Here is a 19,190-nt window from a genome sequence, read left to right as displayed (position 1 = left end):
GGCGCACGCGCTCGGCCGGGTAGTCCGGGTCTACCGGCACATAAGCACCGCCAGCCTTGAGGATGGCCAGCAGGCCAACCACCATCGACAGCCCACGTTCGACGCAGATCGCCACCCGATCATCCGGCTGCACGCCCAGCCCGATCAGATGATGCGCCAGGCGGTTGGCCTGCTCGTTGAGCTGGCGATAGGTCAGCTCACCTTCCTCAGCCCGCACGGCCACGGCATGCGGCGTGCGCGCAACCTGCGCCTCGATCATGCCGTGCAAGGTTTGTTCAAGGTCGTAGTCAACGGCCGTGGCGTTGAAGTCAACCAGCACCCGCTGGCGTTCCTCAGCCGGCAACACCGGCAAGCGCTGCACTGGCAGGTCCGGTTCGTGCTCCAGTGCCTCGACCATGGCTTGCAGCAACTGCGCCATCTGCCCGCAGATGCGCGCTGCGCCAATCTCGGCCGGGGTCATGGCAACCAGGCGGAAGCCGTCCCCCAAGTCATCCACGTTCAGGCTCAACGGGTAGTTGGTGCGCTCCTGCCCTTCCAGCACTTCGATGCCTTCCCAGCCCCGACGCTGCGTGGCATCGGGCTCGGCGCCGTGGCGGTAGTTGAGCATGGCGCTGAACAGCGGCAACGGTGCAGCAACGCCACTGCAACGCTGGGCCAAGGCCAGCGAGGCATGTTCGTGGACCAGCAGTGCGCTCAGGCGCTGGTGCACGTCCCGGGCCGCGCTGCGCAGGCCACAGTTGGCGAGGTCGACGCGCAGCGGCAAGGTGTTGATGAACATACCCAATGCCCGCTCCGCACCCTCACCGCCCTGGAGGCGGCCGAGCAGCACGGTGCCGAACACCACCCGCTCCTGGCCGCTGGCAGCCGCCAGCAAACGCGCCCAGGCCAAGTGGAACAGGCTGGCGACGCTGATGCCCAGCTGCCTGGCCTGCTGCCGCAGGCGCGTGGCAAGTTCGCCCGAGAGCGGCCGCTTGGCCTCTTGCAGGTCGCGGCCGTCGCCTTGTACGTCACCCAGGCCGAACGGCAGGGTGGGTGCGTCGATATCCGCCAGTTGCGCGCGGAAAAACGCCTCGTGATCGGCCTGGCTGATGCCCAGCCGGGCCTGGGCCACGTAGTTGCGGTATGGCACCGGCTTATGGATGGGTGCCGGGCCGCCTTGCAGATAGGCGCTCAGCTCCTCGCCGACCACTTCCAGGGCGGTGTGATCGAGAACGATGTGGTGGAACTGCAGGGTAGCTTCGATCGGGCCGTCCGCGTCCGTGTACAGCAGGCGGATCAGTGGGGCCTGGGTCAGATCGAGACCTGCGTCGGACTCCGCGCGAGCACGGGGCGCTTGCACAACCGGTGCGACTGCGCGCAGGACCACCTGCACAGGTTGCGGCAGGCCTTCCCAGAGCACGGCAGTGCGCAGCACATCGTGGCGGGCGATGACGTGGTCCAGCGCGTCAGCAAACGCTTGCAGGCGCTCACGGCTGGCGAAACGTAGCCTGGAGTACAGCACGTAAGGGTCATGCTCGGCGCTCAGGTGGTGATAGAGGATGCCCTCCTGTAGCGGCGCCAGTGGATAAATGTCTTGTACGTTGGTAACACCGCCCGGTATCTGGGCGACGATGCGCTCAATGGCAGGCTGGTCGAGCTCGATCAGGGTGAGCAACTGCGGGGTAATTTGCGTGCAGCCTGGCGGGATTCGGTTTTCGGGTACATCTACCTGCTGGTCGGCGCCCAGGGTGGCGGCAAGCGCAGCAATGGTCGGCTGGCCGAACAGCGTGCGCACATCGGCCTGCAGGCCTTCAAGGCGCAAACGTGCGGTCAGGCTCACGGCCAGCAATGAATGGCCGCCCAGTTCGAAAAAGTTGTCGTGCCGGCCGACCTGTCCGATACCCAGCAATTCGCTCCACAGCCGGGCCAGCAAGGTTTCGGTCGGGCCTGACGGCGCCGCGTAGGGCCGCCCGTGCAGGGCCGCATCCGGTGCTGGCAGCGCCTTGCGGTCGAGCTTGCCATTCGGCGTAAGAGGCAATTGCTCGAGGTGGATGTACAGGGCCGGCACCATGTAGTCGGGCAGGTGTGCCTGCAATGCCTGGCGCAGGTCGTCTGCGGGCTGCGCAGTGCCGGTGTAGTAGGCCACCAGCCGGGCGTCCTCGACCGCTAGCACAACCGCCTGGCGGACACCCGCTACCCGGCTTAGGCAGGCTTCGATTTCGCCCGGCTCGATACGCAAGCCACGCAGCTTGATCTGCTGGTCGATACGGCCAAGGAACATCAGGTCGCCGTCCTGGGTCAGCCGCACCAGGTCGCCGCTGCGGTACAGCCGTTCGCCCGCGACAAAGGGGCTGGCAATGAAGCGCTCGGCCTGCAGCTCGGGCAGGCCCAGGTAACCACGCGTCACCCCCGCGCCGCCGATGTGCAGTTGCCCGGCGACACCCCACGGCACAAGCTGGTCATAGGCATCCAGCACATAAAGCCGGGTATTGTCGATTGCCTGGCCGATCGGCAACGGACCTTGGGCCAAGGCGGCGCCGGGCTCCAGTGTCCACACGCTGCAATCGACCGTGGCCTCGGTAGGGCCGTAGACGTTGTGCAGGCGCACCTGCGGCAACTGTTGGCGCACCTGGGCCGCCAACGCTGCGCTCAGCTCGCCGCCGCCGCACACGATGTCGGTCAGCGACGTGCAGTGGCTGCTCTGGGGCTGTTCGATGAATTGCTGGAGCAACGCCGGCACGAACTGCACCACGCCTACCTGCTGCGCCTGGATCAACTGTGCCAGGTAGGCAGGGTCGTGCTGGCCGTTCGGCCGCGCCAGTACCAGGCGCAACCCGCTGCACAGCGGCCAGAACAGCTCCCAGACCGAGGCGTCGAAACTGATCGGCGTCTTGTGCAGCACGCCGCCCGCGGCCGCTGCCGGGCACAGCCGGCGGCTCCACTGCACCAGGTTGACCACGTTGCGGTGCTCGACCATCACCCCCTTGGGCAGGCCGGTGGAACCGGAGGTGTAGATCACATAGGCCAGGTGCTGTGCGCCGAGCCCGGCAATACGCGGGTTGATGACTGGCTGTTGCTGCCAGCACGGCTGGTCCAGGTCGATCAGCGGCAGCGCTGCGACAGCTGCCACATCACGGGTGGCCGCCTGTACCAGCACTGCCAGCGGGGCACTGTCGGCCAGCATATGGCGCACGCGTTCGGCGGGATAGCCCGGGTCCACCGGCACATAGGCAGCCCCCGCCTTGAGGGTCGCCAGCAGGCCGACCACCAGGCTCAAACCGCGCTCGACACAGATCGCCACACGATCGTCGGGTTTGACGCCCATGCCGATCAAGTGGTGCGCCAGGCGGTTGGCCTGGTCGTTCAGCTGGCGATAGCTCAACTGGCCGTCTTCGGCCACCAGGGCAATGCTGTCTGGCGAGCGCCGTACCTGCGCCTCGAACAGGCTGTGCAACGGCTGTTCCACATATGGCTGCGGCGGATGCCCGGCCAGCAACGCTAGACGCTCGTCGTCTGCAAGCAACGAAAGCTGCTGCACAGGCAGCTGTGGTTGCTGCTCGAGTGCGTCCAGCAGGCCTACAAGCACCTGCTGCAGCTGGCCGCACACGCGCTCGGCGCCCACTTGCGGGGTAACCTGGGCGCTGATGCGCAGGCCGTCGCCCAGGTCATCGACGTTGACGCTGACGGGGTAATTGCCATGCCCGCGTGCGGGCAGCACCTGGATGCCTGCCAGGGCTTGATCGCGCGCCTGCTGCTCGCTGGCGGTGGCGCCGTGGCGGTAGTTGAGCATGGCGCTGAACAGCGGCGCTGGTGCCGCCACCCCACTGCAACGCTGGGCCAGGGCCAGCGAAGCGTGTTCATGCACCAGCAGCGCAGCCAGGCGCTGATGGGCCTGGGTGACCCCTTCGAGCACGCTCACCCCGTGCAGGTCTAGGCGCAATGGCAAGGTATTGATGAACATGCCCAGGCCACGTTCGGCGCCGGCCCCGCCTTGCAGCCGGCCAAGCAGTACCGTGCCGAAGACTACGCTGGATTTACCGCTGGTGGCGGCTACCAGCCGGGCCCATGCCAGGTGCAGCAGGCTGGCGGCACTCACACCCAGTTGCCGGGCCTGGCTGCGCAGGCGCTGGTACTGGGTAGCGGGCAACGTCATGCTGGCCAGCTCAAAGTGCTGGGCCTGGCCCTGCAGGTCGGTCAGGCCGTAGGGCAAGGTCGCTTCGTCGATATCGGCAAGTTGGGCGCGGAAGAAGGCTTCGTGTTCTGCTTCGCTGATGCCCAGGCGGGCCTGGGCCACGTAGTTGCGGTATGGCACAGGCGCCCGGGCAGGCTGCAGGCCGTGCAGGTGGTCGCGGATTTCGGCCAGCACCACTTTCATTGCGGTGTGGTCCAGGACGATGTGGTGGAATTGCAGCGTGGCTTCGACAGGGCCGGAGGATTCGCTACAGCACAGGCGGATCAGGGGCGGTCGGCTGAGGTCGAGCGTGGTGCCGGGTTCTTCACGGCACAAGGTTGCCCCTGCAGCAGGCAGTGCCAGGCTCGCATTGCGCAGTACCACCTGAACGGGCTGCGCCAGGCCCTCCCAGAGCACGGCCGTGCGCAGTACATCGTGGCGTTCGATGACGTTGTCCAAGGCAGCTGCGAAGGCCTGCAGGCGTGCCTGGCTGTCAAAAACGATGGGCCACTGCAGCAGATAGGGATCTTCACCGGCGGCACTCAGGTGGTGGTACAGAATACCTTCCTGCAGGGGCGCCAGCGGGTAGATGTCCTGCACATTGGCAGCGCCACCCGGTACCGCTGCGACGATGCGCTCGATGGCGGCCTGGTCCAGCGCCAACAACGTCAGCATGTCGGCGGTGATCTGCGTGCAGCCCGGTGGAATGCGGTTTTCAGGCACGAGCACTTGCCGGCCTTGGCCCATCGCAGCCGCCAGGGACGCTACCGTAGGCTGGCCGAACAGCACCCGCACGTCGGTAGGCAGGCCCTGCTGACGCAGGCGCTCGATCAGGCTGACCGCCAGCAGCGAGTGGCCGCCCAGCGCGAAGAAGTTATCGTGGCGCCCTACCCGCTCCACACCCAGCACGTCGGCCCATGTCAGGGCCATCGCGGCTTCGGTTTCACCCTGGGGTGCCTCATAGCCCTGCCCGACAAGGTCGGCCGAGGCCGGTTCGGGTAGCGCGCGGCGGTCCAGCTTGCCATGGCTGGTCAGCGGCAGTTCTTCCAGGCAGATAAAGGCTTGCGGCACCATATGCGCCGGCAGGCTGGCCTGCAGCGCCTGGCGCAGGCCCTCGGTCGCGACCGGTGCGGTTGCGGTGAACCAGGCCAGCAGGCGGTCGTCGCGCACCAGTACCACAGCGTCGCGGATGCCCGGCTGGGCAGCCACGGCGGCCTCGATCTCACCCAACTCCACGCGCACGCCGCGGATCTTCACCTGGTCGTCGTTGCGGCCATGGTAGTCCAGGGTGCCGTCAGCATTCCAGCGCACCAGGTCGCCGCTGCGGTACATGCGTGCGCCCGGCAGGCGGCTGAACGGGTCGGCAAGGAACCGCTGCTCGGTCAGTTCGGGGCGGTTGAAGTAGCCGCGCGCCACTTGGGCGCCGCCGATGTACAGCTCGCCAGTGACACCTGCCGGCACCGGCTGGAGCCGCTGGTCCAGTACGTAGGCACGGGTGTTGGCGATGGGTTTGCCAATGTGCAGTGCACCGCCCGGCAGCAATACGCCAGAGGTGGCGACGACGGTGGTTTCGGTCGGGCCGTAGTTGTTGACCAGGGCGAACCCGAGGTCGCGGTCGAATTGGCGCAGCCGGTCGCCTCCCACCAGCAAGGTGCGCAAGGTCGGGTGCTGCTGGGCACGGTGCAATGCCTGCTCGGCAACCGGCGTAGGCAGGAAACTGACTGTCAATGGCTGCGCCAGCCACCAGTCCAGCAGCTCTTCGACGTGTTCATTGCCGATGTGTGCGGGCGGCAGGTGCACGGTGGCACCGGCACACAAGGCCGGCCACACCTCCCAGGCCATGGCGTCGAAACCGAAGCCGGCCACGCTCGACGTGCGTGCACCGGCTTCCAGGGCAAAAGCCTGGCAATGCCAGTGCACCAGGTTGGCCAGCATATGGTGCTCGACCATGACGCCTTTGGGCTGACCCGTGGAGCCGGAGGTGTACACCAGGTAAGCCAGTTGGTGGGCATCCAGGCCGGGTACCTGTGGGTTCTCGGCCTGGCTGTGGAATGCCTCTGGCTGATCGAGGTCCAGCCGGGGGATTTCGCCTGGCAGGCCGATGATGTGCGCATCGGCCAGCACCAGTTTCGGCGCACTGTCGCTCAGCAGGTAGGCAATGCGATCGGCCGGATACGCCGGGTCGACCGGTACATACGCCGCACCTGTCTTGAGCACTGCAAGCAGGCCGATGATGCGTTCGGCGTGGCGGCCCGTGCACAGGGCAACCCGGTCACCACACTGCACACCATCGGCGATCAGCCGGTGTGCCAGCTGGTTGGCGCGTCGGTTCAGCTCGCCGTAGCTGAGCGCCCGGTCGCCCTGGGTCACGGCAGTGGCATCGGGCGTACTGGCGGCGCGGGCTTCGATCAGGGCATGTACGGTGTGCCCTTGCGGGTAAGCCTGCGCGGTTGCATTGAAGCGGCCAACCAGCTGTTGAAGGGCCTCATCACCAAGAACCGGCAGGCTGGCGAGGGAGGTAGCCTGGCCTTGTTCCAACGCCTGGACCAACTGCGCCACGGCGTTGGCCATCCACATGGCCACCCGCGCCGCGCCGATCGCCGGCAGGGCCAGCACGCTGAAGGTGAAATCGCGGCCCAGGTCGTTGACGCTGAGGGTCAACGGGTAGTTGCTGCGCTCTTCGCCTCCGAGCAGGCGTACCCCCGCCCAGATACCCTCGCCTTCTCGCGGCGCATCGTCGGCGCTGTGGCGATAGTTCAGCAAGGCGCTGAACAGCGGTACCGAGGCCGGAACGCTGCTGCAGCGCTGGGCTAGCGCCAGCGGCGCATGTTCATGGGCCAGCAGCGCCGACAGGCTGCGGTGGGTCGCGCGCACGGCAGCCTGTACCTGCACAGTCGTGTCCACCCGCAGCGGCAGGGTGTTGATGAACATGCCCAAGGCCCGATCAGCGCCCTCGCCGCCTTGCAGACGGCCCATCAGCACGGTGCCGAACACTACGTCATCGCGGCTGGCCAGCACGCCAAGCACACGGGCCCAGGCCAGGTGCATCAGGCTGGCGGCACTGACGCCCAGTTGCCGGGCCTGGTTGCGCAGGCGCAATGCCAGGGCCGGGTCCAGCGCCTGGCTTGCGCTTTCGATATCTCGACCCTCGCCTTGCACATCGGCGTGGCCCAGCGGCAAGGTTGGTTCCGCCACCTCAGCGAGCATTTCGCGGAAGAACGCTTCATGCCCGCCCTGGTCGCTCAGGCAGGCCTGCGCCACGTAATTGCGATACGGCACCGCAGGCGGCAGGGTGTGCCCCTCACCGAACAACAGCGCACGCATTTCCCGGGCGACCACGTCCATGGCGGTGTGGTCGAGGGTCAGATGATGGAACAGCAGAACCGCTACCACCTGGTGGTTGGCGGGGTCCATGCTGTAGTAAAGCCGCGTCAGCGGCGCCTGACCAAGGTCCATGCGGTGATGACGGGCGTCATAACGGGCGTGCAACTGCTCGATGCGGGCGACACCGGGTTGTTCGGGCAGGTCAGTGACTTCGGTGACGCTCAGGTGCGCCTTGCGCCACACCACTTGCACCGGCTGCGGCAGGCCTTCCCAGTGCACAGCGATACGCAGGATGTCGTGGCGATCGATCACCTGTTGCAAGGCGCCCGCCCAGGCCAGCAGCCGTTCGACGCTGTCGAACGCCAGCCGGGTCTGCAGCAGGTAGGGGTCGCCCTGCCCGGCGCTCAGGTGGTGGTAGAGCACCCCCTGTTGCAGCGGTGCCAATGGGTAGATTTCCTGCACGTTGGCCGCACCACCGGGTACGCTGGCGACCACCCGGTCGATCACGGCCTGATCCAGCCGGATCAGGCTGAGCATGTCCGGGGTGATATGCGCAGCATCGGCGGGTACCCGGTTGACCGGCACTTCGACCGCCTGCCCAGCCCCCACTGCGGCGGCCAGCGCTGCCAGGGTCGGCTGGCCGAACAGTACCCGCACGTCGATGACCAGATCGGCCTTGCGCAGGCGCTCGACCAGGGTCACGGCCAGCAGCGAATGGCCGCCCAGTTCAAAGAAATTGTCGTGTCGCCCTACCCGGTCTACCCCGAGCACGTCGGCCCATACCTGCGCCATGGCTGTCTCGGTTGCACCCTGCGGCGCCTCGTACTGCTGGCCAAACAGCGCGCCCGCCGCTGGCTCAGGGAGTGCGTTACGGTCCAGTTTACCGTGGCCGGTCAGCGGCAGCTTGTCCAGGCGGGTGAACGCCAGCGGCAGCAGGTGCGCCGGCAAGCTCCGCTGCAGGGTTGCGCGCAGGGTGAGCGGGTCGACCGGCGCAGTTTCGGTGTACCAGGCCAGCAGGCGTTCGCCGCGCACCAGCACCACCGCATCGGCAATTTCCGGTTGCGCAGTCATTGCCGCTTCGATCTCGCCAAGCTCCACCCGTACACCGCGGATCTTCACCTGGTCGTCGTTGCGGCCGACGTACTCGAGGGTACCCTCCGCGTTCCAGCGCACCAGGTCACCGCTGCGGTACATGCGGGCGTTGGCCTGGGTGCTGAACGGGTCGGGCAGGAAGCGTTGTTCGGTCAGTTCCGGCCGATTGAAGTAGCCGCGTGCTACCTGCGCCCCGCCGATATACAGCTCGCCGGTAACGCCAACGGGGACGGGCTGCAGCCCTTCGTCCAGCACGTAGGCCCGGGTATTGGCAACCGGCTGGCCGATATGCAGGCTACCGCCGGGGGTGATCTGCCCTGAGGTTGCCACCACCGTGGTTTCGGTCGGGCCATAGTTGTTGACCAGGGCAAAGCCCGGATCACGGTCGAACTGGCGCAGGCGGTCGCCACCGACCAGCAAGGTACGCAGGGTCGGGTGCTGGTGGTCGCGGCGCAGCGCCTGCTCGGCGACCGGGGTAGGCAGGAAGCTCACCGTCAGGGGTTGCTGCAGCCACCAGTCGAGCAACTCTTCGACATGTTCATTGCCGATAGGCTGGGGTGGCAGGTGCAGCGTGGCGCCAGCGCACAGCGCTGGCCACACTTCCCAGGCCATGGCGTCGAAGCCAAAACCGGCGACGGTGGAGGCATGTGTGGCGGCCCCCACGGCAAAGGCCTGGCAGTGCCAATGCACCAGGTTGGCCAAGGCGTGATGTTCGATCATCACGCCCTTGGGCTGGCCGGTGGACCCGGAGGTGTAAACCAGGTAGGCGAGTTGCTGCGCATCCAGGCCAGGTATCAGCGGGTTGCTGTCGTCATCGGCAAAGGCCTCAGCCTGGTCCAGGTCCAGCCGCAGGCGTTCGTCCGGCAAGCCGTCGATGGACGTTTCCGCCAATACCAGCGCGGGGGCGCTGTCGCTCAGCAGGTAGGCGATGCGTTCCGCCGGGTAGCCCGGGTCAACCGGCACGTAGGCAGCGCCGGCCTTGAGCACGCCCAGCAAGCCGACCACCCGGCTGGCGTTGCGCGGCAGGCACAGGGCGACCCGGTCACCCGGCTGAACGCCGCGCGCGATCAACTGGTGAGCCAGCCGGTTGGCCTGGCGATTCAGCGCTGCGTAGCTCAGCGCCTGGCCGTCCTGCGTCACCGCCAGTGCTTCGGGTGCCCGGGCCACCTGGGCTTCGACCAGCGCATGCACGGTCTGGCCTTGCGGGTACTGCCGGCTGCTGTCGTTGAACCGCTGCAGCACCTGCTCGCGCTCTGCCGGCGGCAGTACCGCCAGGGCCTGCAACGGTGTGCCGGGTGCCTGCTCAAGGGCGTCGACCAGGCTTGCCAGCACGTGCTCGAACTGGTTGCACAGGCGTACTGCATTCCATTCGGGCAGGCACTGCACGGTCAGGCGCAGGTCTTCTCCCAGGTCATCGACACTGACGGTCAGTGGGTAATCGGTACGCTCCTCGGCGCCGACGATATCGATGCCGGGGGCCACGGGGATGACTTCGGCGGCATCCCCGGCGTCACTGTGGCGGTAGTTGAGCATGCTGTTGAACAGCGGCGCCGGGGCTGCCACGCCACTGCACCGCTGGGCCAGGGCCAGCGATGCCTGCTCGTGGCCGAGCAAGGCACTGAGCCGGCGATGTGTGGTCAGCAGCCCGTCGTGCACACTGTACTGGCCCAGGTCGATGCGCAGCGGCAGGGTGTTGATGAACATGCCCAGCGCCTGCTCGCCACCGTCACCGGTGGTCATGCGCCCCAGCAGCACGCTACCGAACACGACCGCCTGGCGCGCCGAAAGCTGGCCGATCAGCCGGGCGAACCCGAGGTGCAGCACGCTGGCAGGGCTGACCCCGAGTAGCCGGGCCTGCTTGCGCAGGCGCTGGCTGAGCGCGGGTTCAAGGGTCAGACGCGCCTGCTGCAGCGGTATGTCGGGTATATCCTGCAAGCCGAAGGCAAGCGTGGGCTCATCGATATCAGCCAGCATCTCGCTGAAAAAGGCCTGGTGTGCCTGTTCGTCGAGGGCCTGGCGGGCGGCCGCGAGCACATTGCGAAACGGCATGGGGGCCGCCAGCTGTGCCGATGTGCCAGCCAGGTGCGCCTGGATTTCACGGCGGACGATATCCAGCGCAGTGTGGTCCATGATCACGTGATGGAACATCAGCAGGGCTACCCACTCGTCGCCCTCCCCTTGGGCATGCATCAACTGCATCAGCGGCGCCTGGCGCAGGTCGAGGCGGTAGTGGCGCGGATCGTAACGCCGGCACAGGCCAGCCAGTGCGCTGCGCCCGTTCAGCGGCACGGCCTCGCGCAGCAGTGCCGCTTCGCGCCAAACCACTTGTACGGGGGCATCCAGGCACTCCCAGTGCAAGGCGGTGCGCAGAATGTCGTGACGCTGAATGACCCATTGCAGCGCCTGGGCGAAGGCTTCCAGGTGGGCCTTGCTGGCAAAGTGCAGTTGCACCTGCGACAGGTACGGGTCGCCGTTGCTGGCGGACAGGTGGTGGTAGAGCATGCCCTGCTGCAACGGGGCCAGCGGGTAGATGTCCTGCACGTTGGCCGCGCCACCTGGCACGCTCTCGACGATACGATCAATGGCCTGTTGATCCAGTGTTACCAGGGGCAGCATGTCGGGTGTGATGCGAAATGCCGGGCTGAGCCAGTCGTCATCCTGTTCGGCGAGCATTTCCAGCAAAGCCGGCTTGTGCCGCGACAGTGCCTCCCACAAATGGTCGTCCAGGGTCTCGTCGTCACCCAGGACGATCAGGTCCTGGTCTTCACGCTGGAGTCGGATCGCACGGGTGGAAAGAGCAGCCATCAGTTCGCTGAAGTGCATCGGTAAGCATCCTGCTTTGCCTGAAAATGGGGATGGTGAACACGCTAATGGATCGTGACCGGGCGGTCTGACATGGGAAGCGGGGACAGGGGTGGAATTGGAAGGTAGGTCGTGAGGGTTTGTGGTGGGGCGAATACCGATGCGACCGCTGAAAGCGGCCGCACGCGAATGCCGCAGAACTGGCCCGCCCGGACCGGGTCGGGCGCGTGTTTCACTCGCGAACAGTGCGGGCGATGCGGGATGCCTGCACCGCCCCGCGCTCACGCCAAACCCTTCAGATCCGCCGGCGCTTGCCCAAACTGGGAATCGTCGTTTGCGGTACCACCACTTCGACCCGCTCAAGGCGGGTGCTGGCCGCCAGCCCCGCGAGCGTCGGCTGGCTGAACAGCGTCCGGGCATCCACATGCAGGCCGGCCTGACGCATGCGCGCTACCAGGCTGACAGCGAGCAGCGAATGCCCCCCCAGTTCGAAGAAGTTGTCGTCGCGGCCAACCTGCTCGATCTTCAGCACTTCGGTCCAGATCCCGGCCAGGGCTGTTTCCAGCTCACCCTGTGGTGCCTGGTACTCACGGCTGATAACGGCCTCGGCACCGGGTGCCGGCAACGCCTTGCGGTCGACCTTGCCGTTCGGGCTCAAGGGCAGTTCGACCAGGCGCACGAACGCCTGCGGCACCATGTACTCGGGCATACGTGCCAGCAGGTGGCTGCGTAGTGCCTCCAGTGCCGGCGCCTGCCGGCCATCGTTGCAGGTGAAATAGGCCACCAGGCGCTCTTCGCGCATCAGCACCACCACCTGCCCGACCGCAGGGTGCGTGGTTAGCGCGGCCTCGATTTCGCCCAGTTCGACCCGCAAGCCGCGCAACTTGACCTGGAAATCGTTGCGGCCAATGAAGTCCAGTTCACCGTCGGCGCGGTAACGTACCAAGTCGCCGGTACGGTACAAGCGGTCGCCCTCGACAAACGGGCTGGGGATAAAGCGCTCGGCCTCCAGCTGCGGCAAACCCAGGTAGCCTCGCGCCACGCCGACGCCGCCAATGTGCAGCTGCCCCACAGCCCCCAGGGGCACCGGCCGGTCATGGGCATCGAGCACATACAAACGCGTGTTGGCGATCGGCCGGCCAATCGGCGGGGCCTGCGTGGGCAGCGGTGCGTGTGGCGGCAAGGTCCAGGCGGTGCTGTCCACCGTGGCCTCGGTGGGGCCGTAGACATTGTGCAGGCGCACGTTGGGCAAGCACTGTCGCACCCGTTGCACCAGCGCCAGGGTCAGCTCGCCACCGCCACAGAAGATGTCGGTCAAGCTGGTGCACCGTTCGGCATCTGGCTGTTCGAGAAACTGATGCAGCAACGCCGGCACGAACTTGACGATACTCACCTGCTGCGCCTGAATCAGCTGTACCAGATAGGCCGGGTCGCGGTGCCCATCCGGCCGCGCCAGTACCAGGCGCACACCGGCCGTCAAGGGCCAGAACAACTCCCACACCGAACCGTCGAAGGTAAACGGTGCCCGCTGCAGCAAGGCATCGCCCGGGCGTGGCGGGCAGACCTGCGAGCCCCAGTGCATCAGGTTGCACAACCCGCGGTGCTCGATCATCACCCCCTTCGGCGTACCGGTGGAGCCGGAGGTGTACATCACATAGGCCAACTGCCGTGGCCCCAAACCCGGCACTTGCGGGTCGCTAGCCGGGCCGGCCTGCCAGTCGCTGTGGTCAAGGTCGAGCAACGGGCAATGACCGGCAGCAAACAGGCCTTGCGTAGCACCGTGCACCAGCACCATGAGCTGTGCGCAATCCTGCAGCACGTAACGCAGCCGCTCCTGCGGGTAGCCGGGGTCCAGCGGCACGTAGGCGCCGCCGGCCTTGAGCACGCCAAGCAACGCGATCATCAGCGAGACACCGCGCTCGATACACACCGCCACCTTGGTGTCTGGGCCTATGCCATGAGCGATCAGGCGGTGAGCCAGGCGATTGGCCTGGGCGTTCAGGGTCGCGTAATCGAGGCTGACCCCATCTGCCTGCAGCGCGATGGCCTGCGGCGAGCGGCGTACCTGCGCCTCGAACAACCCGGGCAGGGTCTGCCCGAGCGGGCTGCTCAGGTCTGCGCTGGCATTGAGGCCTAGCAACAAATGGCGCAACTCGCCCTCGGGCAGGGTGCAGAGTGTGTGCAACCCTGCATCGCTGTGGCTGGCCAGCGCTTCGCCCAGCTGCTGCAAGGCGTTCGACAGATGGTCCAGTACCCGTTGCGCACCGATTGCACGCGGTGCGCGCACAGCCAGTTGCACCGCAGTTGCCTGCTCGTCCACGGTCAGTACCAGGCCGTGGCTCTGAACCTCGCTGGCCTCGGCCAGCGTCACGCCGGGCAACACCTGACCGAACGGCACGGCCCCCTGGCGATAGTTGATCAGGCTGTCGAACAACGCCGTCCCGGCCGGCAGACCACTGCAACGCTGGGCGAGAATCAGCGGCGCATCCTCATGCCCGAGCAAGGCCGCCAGGCCGGCATGGGTTTCGCTCAGGGCCTGGCGTGGCGTGCGTTGCGCCAGCGTGATCCGCAGCGGCAAGCTGTTGATGAACATGCCCATGGCACGATCGGCCCCAAGGCCGGCCAGGCTACGCCCCAGCAACACGGTACCGAGGACCACCTCGTCGCGCCCGCCCAAGGTGGCCAGCACCTGCGCCCAGGCCAGGTGCAGCAAGCTGGCCAGGCTAGCCCCGTGGTGCCGTGCCTGCTGGCGCAACCAGGTGACCCGTTCGGGGTCCAGTCCCAGCTCACGGCTCTCCAGGTCGATGTCGTCGAACGTAGCGCCACCACCCAGGCCGGGGATGGCTGCCTGAGGCTCGATGCCGGCCAGCTGCGCACGGAAAAACACCTCGTGCCCGGCCTGACGTTCGGCACTGGCGCTGGCCGCCACGTAGTCGCGATAAGCGACCGGCCTGGGCAAGTGTTCGCCGCGCCCGGTCATGAAGGCGTCCAGCTCGCCCAAGAGTACTTGCAGGGAAACCGCGTCGTTTACCAGATGATGGAACCGCAGCAGTCCCAGCCAGCACCCGGGCCGGGTGTCTTCGGTACACACCAGCGCCATCAGCGGTGCCCGACGCAGGTCCAATGGCCTTTGCTGCGGGTCAAAATGGCTGCGCAGTTGCTCGGCCGGGCCAGGCCAGTGCTCGACCGGCAGGCGTGCATGGCGCCATACCACCTGCTGGGGTTGCTCCAACCCCTCCCAGCAAAGGCTGGTACGCAGGATGTCGTGGCGGTCGACCACTTGCTGCAACGCTTCGGTAAAGGCGTGCAACTGCGCGCGGCTGGAAAAGGTAAACAACGCCTGCTGCTGGTATGGGTCGCGTGCATCGGTGACATGGTGGTACAGCAGCCCTTGCTGCAACGGCGCGAGCGGGTAGATTTCCTGCACGTTGCCGGCCCCGCCCGGCACCGTGGCAACGATATGGTCGATCGCGGCCTGGTCCAGCTCGGTCAGCGCCAACAGGTCGGGGGTGATCCGCTGGCAACCCTGTGGCACACGGTTCTGCGGCACCACCCTGGTATCGACCAACGTCACGCTGGCCGCGACGGTGGCCAGGGTCGACTGGCCGAACAGCACTTGCACATTGGCCTGCAACCCCTGCTGGCGCATGCGCTCGATCAGTTGCACGGCCAGCATCGAGTGGCCACCCAGCTCGAAGAAGTGATCCTGGCGCCCAACCCGCTCGACATGCAGCAACTCGGCCCATAGCCGGGCCAACCGCTGTTCGGTTTCACCCTTGGGCGCTTCGTATTCCTGGCACACCTTGGCGCTTTCGTCGGCCGTCGGCAAGGCGCGACGATCGAGCTTGCCATTGGCCGTCAGTGGCCAGTTGCCAAGCCGCACATACGCCCCCGGCAGCAAGGCAACCGGCAGGCGTTGCCGAAGGTGCTCGCGCAACGCACGCGGGGTCACCGGCTGGTCACCGAGGAACCAAGCCTGCAACTGGCCGTCGCGCAGCATTACCACGCACTCGCGTACCGCCGCATGGCTGGCCAGGGCAGCCTCGATCTCAGCCAGCTCAACCCGTACACCGCGGATCTTCACCTGGTCGTCATTGCGCCCGAGGTATTCCAGCGTACCGTCGGCCAGCCAGCGCACCAGGTCACCGCTGCGGTACATGCGTGCGCCCGGCTCGCTGCTGAATGGGTCTGGCACAAAGCGCTCGGCGGTCAGTTCAGGACGGTTCAGGTAGCCCCTGGCAACCCCCCTGCCGCCAATATAGAGTTCACCCGCCGCACCAATCGGTAGCTGCTTACGCTGCTCGTCGAGCACGTACAGCCGGGTATTGGCCACCGGGCCACCGATATGCAACGGCCCGCCAGCCGCCACTTCCCCGGAGCTGGCCACCACCGTGGTTTCGGTCGGGCCATAGTTATTGACCACCCGATAGCGCCGCTCGCGTGCCAGCCGGCGCAGGCGGTCACCGCCCACCAGCAGGGTTTGCAGGGTCGGGTGCAGCTCGCCCTGGGCAAACGCATGCTCGGCCACCGGCGTCGGCAGGAAGCTGACGTCCAGCGGCTGGGCTCGCCACCAGTCGAGCAAGGCATCGATATCTTCGCCACCCTCGCGCACAGGCGCCAGGTGCAGGGTTGCCCCACTGCACAAGGCAGGCCAGACCTCCCAGGCCATGGCGTCGAACCCGAAACCGGCCAGGCACGACTGGTGGCGCCCTGGGCCCAGGTCGAAGGTGCTGCAGTGCCAGTCGACCAGATTGGCCAGCATCCCCTGCTCGACCATCACCCCCTTGGGCAAGCCGGTGGAGCCGGAGGTATAGATGACATAGGCAAGGTCGCCCGGGGATTGTGCCGCAAACACGAACGCCGGGGCGGAGGTGGCGTGCCAGTCGAAGCGATCCAGCTCGATCTGCGGCAGGCCGTGGGCCGGCAGGCGATCAACCAGCCCGGAAAGGGTCAACAGCACGTCAGGTGCGCTGTCTTCCAGCAGGTAGGCCAAGCGCTCGCGTGGATGAGCCGGGTCAATCGGCACGTAGGCGGCGCCGGCCTTGAGCACCGCCAACAGCCCCACCAGGGTGTCGAGCCCGCGCTGGGCGATCAGCGCAACTCGGCGTTCGGGCTTCACGCCCAGGCCAGCCAGGTGTTGTGCCAGCAGTTCGGCACGCCGCTCGAGCTCGCCATAGCTCAGCGCCTGGCCGTTGTGCAGCGCAGCCACTGCGGTTGGCCGGGCCATGGCCTGGGCCTGGATGCGGTGGTGAATCACGCCCGTATCAGCCAAGGGTGTTCGCGTGGCATTCCACTGTTCCAGTGCCGCATGTTCACTGCGGGACAGCAGATCGAACGCGCCAAGCAGCGTCTGCGGCTGCTGCACCCCTTGCGCCAGCACGTGCAGCAGGCGATCGGCCAGCGCCCGCGCTTCATCATCGGTGAACCACGCCCGGTTGTTCACCAGGTGCAGCGTCGCCGCGTCACTGTGGCGGTTGCAACGTAGGTGGATACTCAGCGGCGTCGGTTCGTGGCCGTTGCAGACCATTACCGTGTGGGCAGGCGCGTCAGTGAAGCACAGGGCATTGCTGTCTTCTTCGAACGACACCATCAGCTCGAACAATTGCGGCCGTTCTTCCCGCAGCACCCCGAGGCTACGGTTGAGTTCGCTCAGCGCAAAGCGCTGGTGGCGAAAGTCCTGTTTCAGCGCATCGCGGATACCCTGCACCAGTGCTGCGAACGAACACGCGCGGCCAAAGCCCATGCGCAGTGCGCTGACCTGGGTGAACAGCCCCAGCGTCGACTTGAAGCGAGCATTGCCGCGGTTGCGCACCGGCAGCCCTACCACCCAGTCGTCGCGCTGCCAGGTGCGCGTCACGCACACATGCAACGCGGCCAGTAATACGTGGAACGGCGATGCATGCAGCTCTGCAGCGAGGTGCCGCATGCGCGCCAGCAGGGGGCGATCGAATGATTGCTCCAAGGCACCGCTGGGCAGAGCGTCGCCTGCCAGCAGGCGCTCCCGCGGCGCCAACAGAGCGTCGGGCAACTGCTGGTACCTCGCCAGCCAGTACTCACGATCACGCCCACGGCGCGAGCCCCCCTGATACTGGGCATCGTCCTCGATGAAGGCATGGTAGGAAGGCGCACCCTGTGGCAAAGGCAGGCCTCGTTGCAACAGGCGGTAATGATCGGCGAGCTGCTTGAACCACTGGTCCACACCCCAGCCGTCAAGCACCAGATGGTGCGCCTGCAGCGCCAGCAAGTAGTGTTGTTCGGCCAGGCGAATCAGCGTTGCCCCCCACAGCGGGCCGGCCTCCAGGCTGTAGGGCGTGCGCATCTGCGCGTGCAGCAGATCCAGCGCGGCAGCGAAGGGCTCGGCGGCATGGCGCAGGTCGTGTCTTGCTAGGCGCACGTCCATCTGCGCGGCGAAATACTGGCGGGCAAGCGCACCGTCAGTCACCACCACTGTGCGCAGGCCATCATGCTCGGTGATCAGGTGCTGCATCGCTTGGCTGATCTGCTCGGCATCCACCCTGCCCCGCAGTTCGACATAGGCGCCGATGTTGTACAGCGGCGAGTTGCCGTGGCTGATCTGGTCCAGCCAGATGTCCCGCTGGGCAACGGTCAGGGCAAAGGTTTCGACGGCAGGCATGATTCGACAGGTCCTTCTGGTTGATCATCCGCGGATTCAAGCATTGCTGCCCATGGCCGTATGCCCCAATAAACCCGGACAATCCTCGCCGGGGGCATGCTGCTTAAAAACGTGTAGGACATTTGCCACAGCGTGCTACCCCCGATGGCCTACGGCACACGGTATACGCCACGATCAGGGCGAATTCGCCACGCTTCTGGCGTCAACTTGCTGGCTATTGATCCTTCGGCCCCACTGCCCCCTCGCCCCACGGCAACCCGACAGCTTCGAATCGATGCCATTTTCTGTCCCGGTTTTCCATTACAGACGCCTGCCCGGCAGCGGGCTTGAATACGGCACCAAGCCCATGGAGGACTCGACCGCGAGACCACCCGCTGCAATCACCAGAACCGAGGAATACATGGAATGATGCTGACCGACAGCCGCGAGTACCGCCCTGATCCACAGCTGTATCTGCAACTGGGCGAACTGATTGCCAGGACTGGCGCCGCGGGTTTTGCCGATCAGATGTTGCGCCTGGTCGAAGCACAAGTGCCCATCCACCGGCTTGAACTCAGCGAATGGACCCTCGACCCACACCAGGCCCATGCCAGTCAGATCGAAGTGCTGGGCAGCGCCGGTGCGGCCAATGCCCGGCCTGCTGCGCAAAGCCTGCGCCAACCCCTGCTGCAGCGCATCATGCAAATGAAAGACCCGTTGCTGATCGAATTCAGGGCACCGCCCGGCCCGCTGCATCCGCGCCAGAATGCTCACCAATGCCACCTGGTGTCCTGCAGTGGCAGCAAGCGCTGGGTGATCAGCTTTCATCGCTCACCTAGCCAGCGGGCATTCTCCCTGAGCGAGTTGTCGCAACTGAAGAGCTTGTCCGACACCCTGCTGCCCTTGGTCGAGCACCATGGGCAACTGCTGGAGCAAGGGTCTATGCGGCGTAGCGGATCGCCGTTGGCGGAGATTGAAGCAGGTTCGCTGCGCCAGTCGTTTGGCGAACGCCTTGCGCAGGAAGCCGTGCGGCTGTCGAGCCGGGAACAGGAGGTTTGCCTGGGCCTGTTGACCGGCGGCACCGTGCCAGAGATGGCGCAGCGGTTGAATGTGAAAACCAGCTCGGTCGAAACCTACCTCAAGCGAGCCACCGCCAAGCTGGGAGTCAGTGGTCGGCATGGCCTGGCGAAATGGATGGCCAGTGCCTGA

The 19,190-nt window shown here is 66.4% G+C and carries 3 protein-coding genes; 1 reads left to right on the top strand and 2 read right to left on the bottom strand.

The features are described from left to right. Together OO258_RS08020 and OO258_RS08015 are read right to left on the bottom strand one after the other, a co-directional pair. Positions 1-11,389, bottom strand: an 11,389-nt coding sequence (locus tag OO258_RS08020; protein WP_266029650.1) for a non-ribosomal peptide synthetase, incomplete at its 3' end; no start/stop codon positions are given. 274 nt (positions 11,390-11,663) lie between these two features. Then, positions 11,664-18,002, bottom strand: a complete 6,339-nt coding sequence (locus OO258_RS08015; protein WP_266029649.1) for a non-ribosomal peptide synthetase — start codon at positions 18,000-18,002, stop codon at positions 11,664-11,666. A gap of 405 nt (positions 18,003-18,407) precedes the next feature. Between OO258_RS08015 and OO258_RS08010 the strand changes: the two genes are divergently transcribed. Next, positions 18,408-19,190 carry a helix-turn-helix transcriptional regulator gene (locus tag OO258_RS08010; protein ID WP_266029648.1) on the top strand — a complete coding sequence of 261 codons (783 nt, stop codon included), beginning with the start codon at positions 18,408-18,410 and terminating at the stop codon, positions 19,188-19,190.

It is taken from the genome of Pseudomonas sp. DCB_BI (assembly GCF_026240995.1).
Taxonomy (GTDB): Bacteria; Pseudomonadota; Gammaproteobacteria; order Pseudomonadales; family Pseudomonadaceae; genus Aquipseudomonas.
This window is presented reverse-complemented; position numbering and strand designations above follow the sequence as displayed.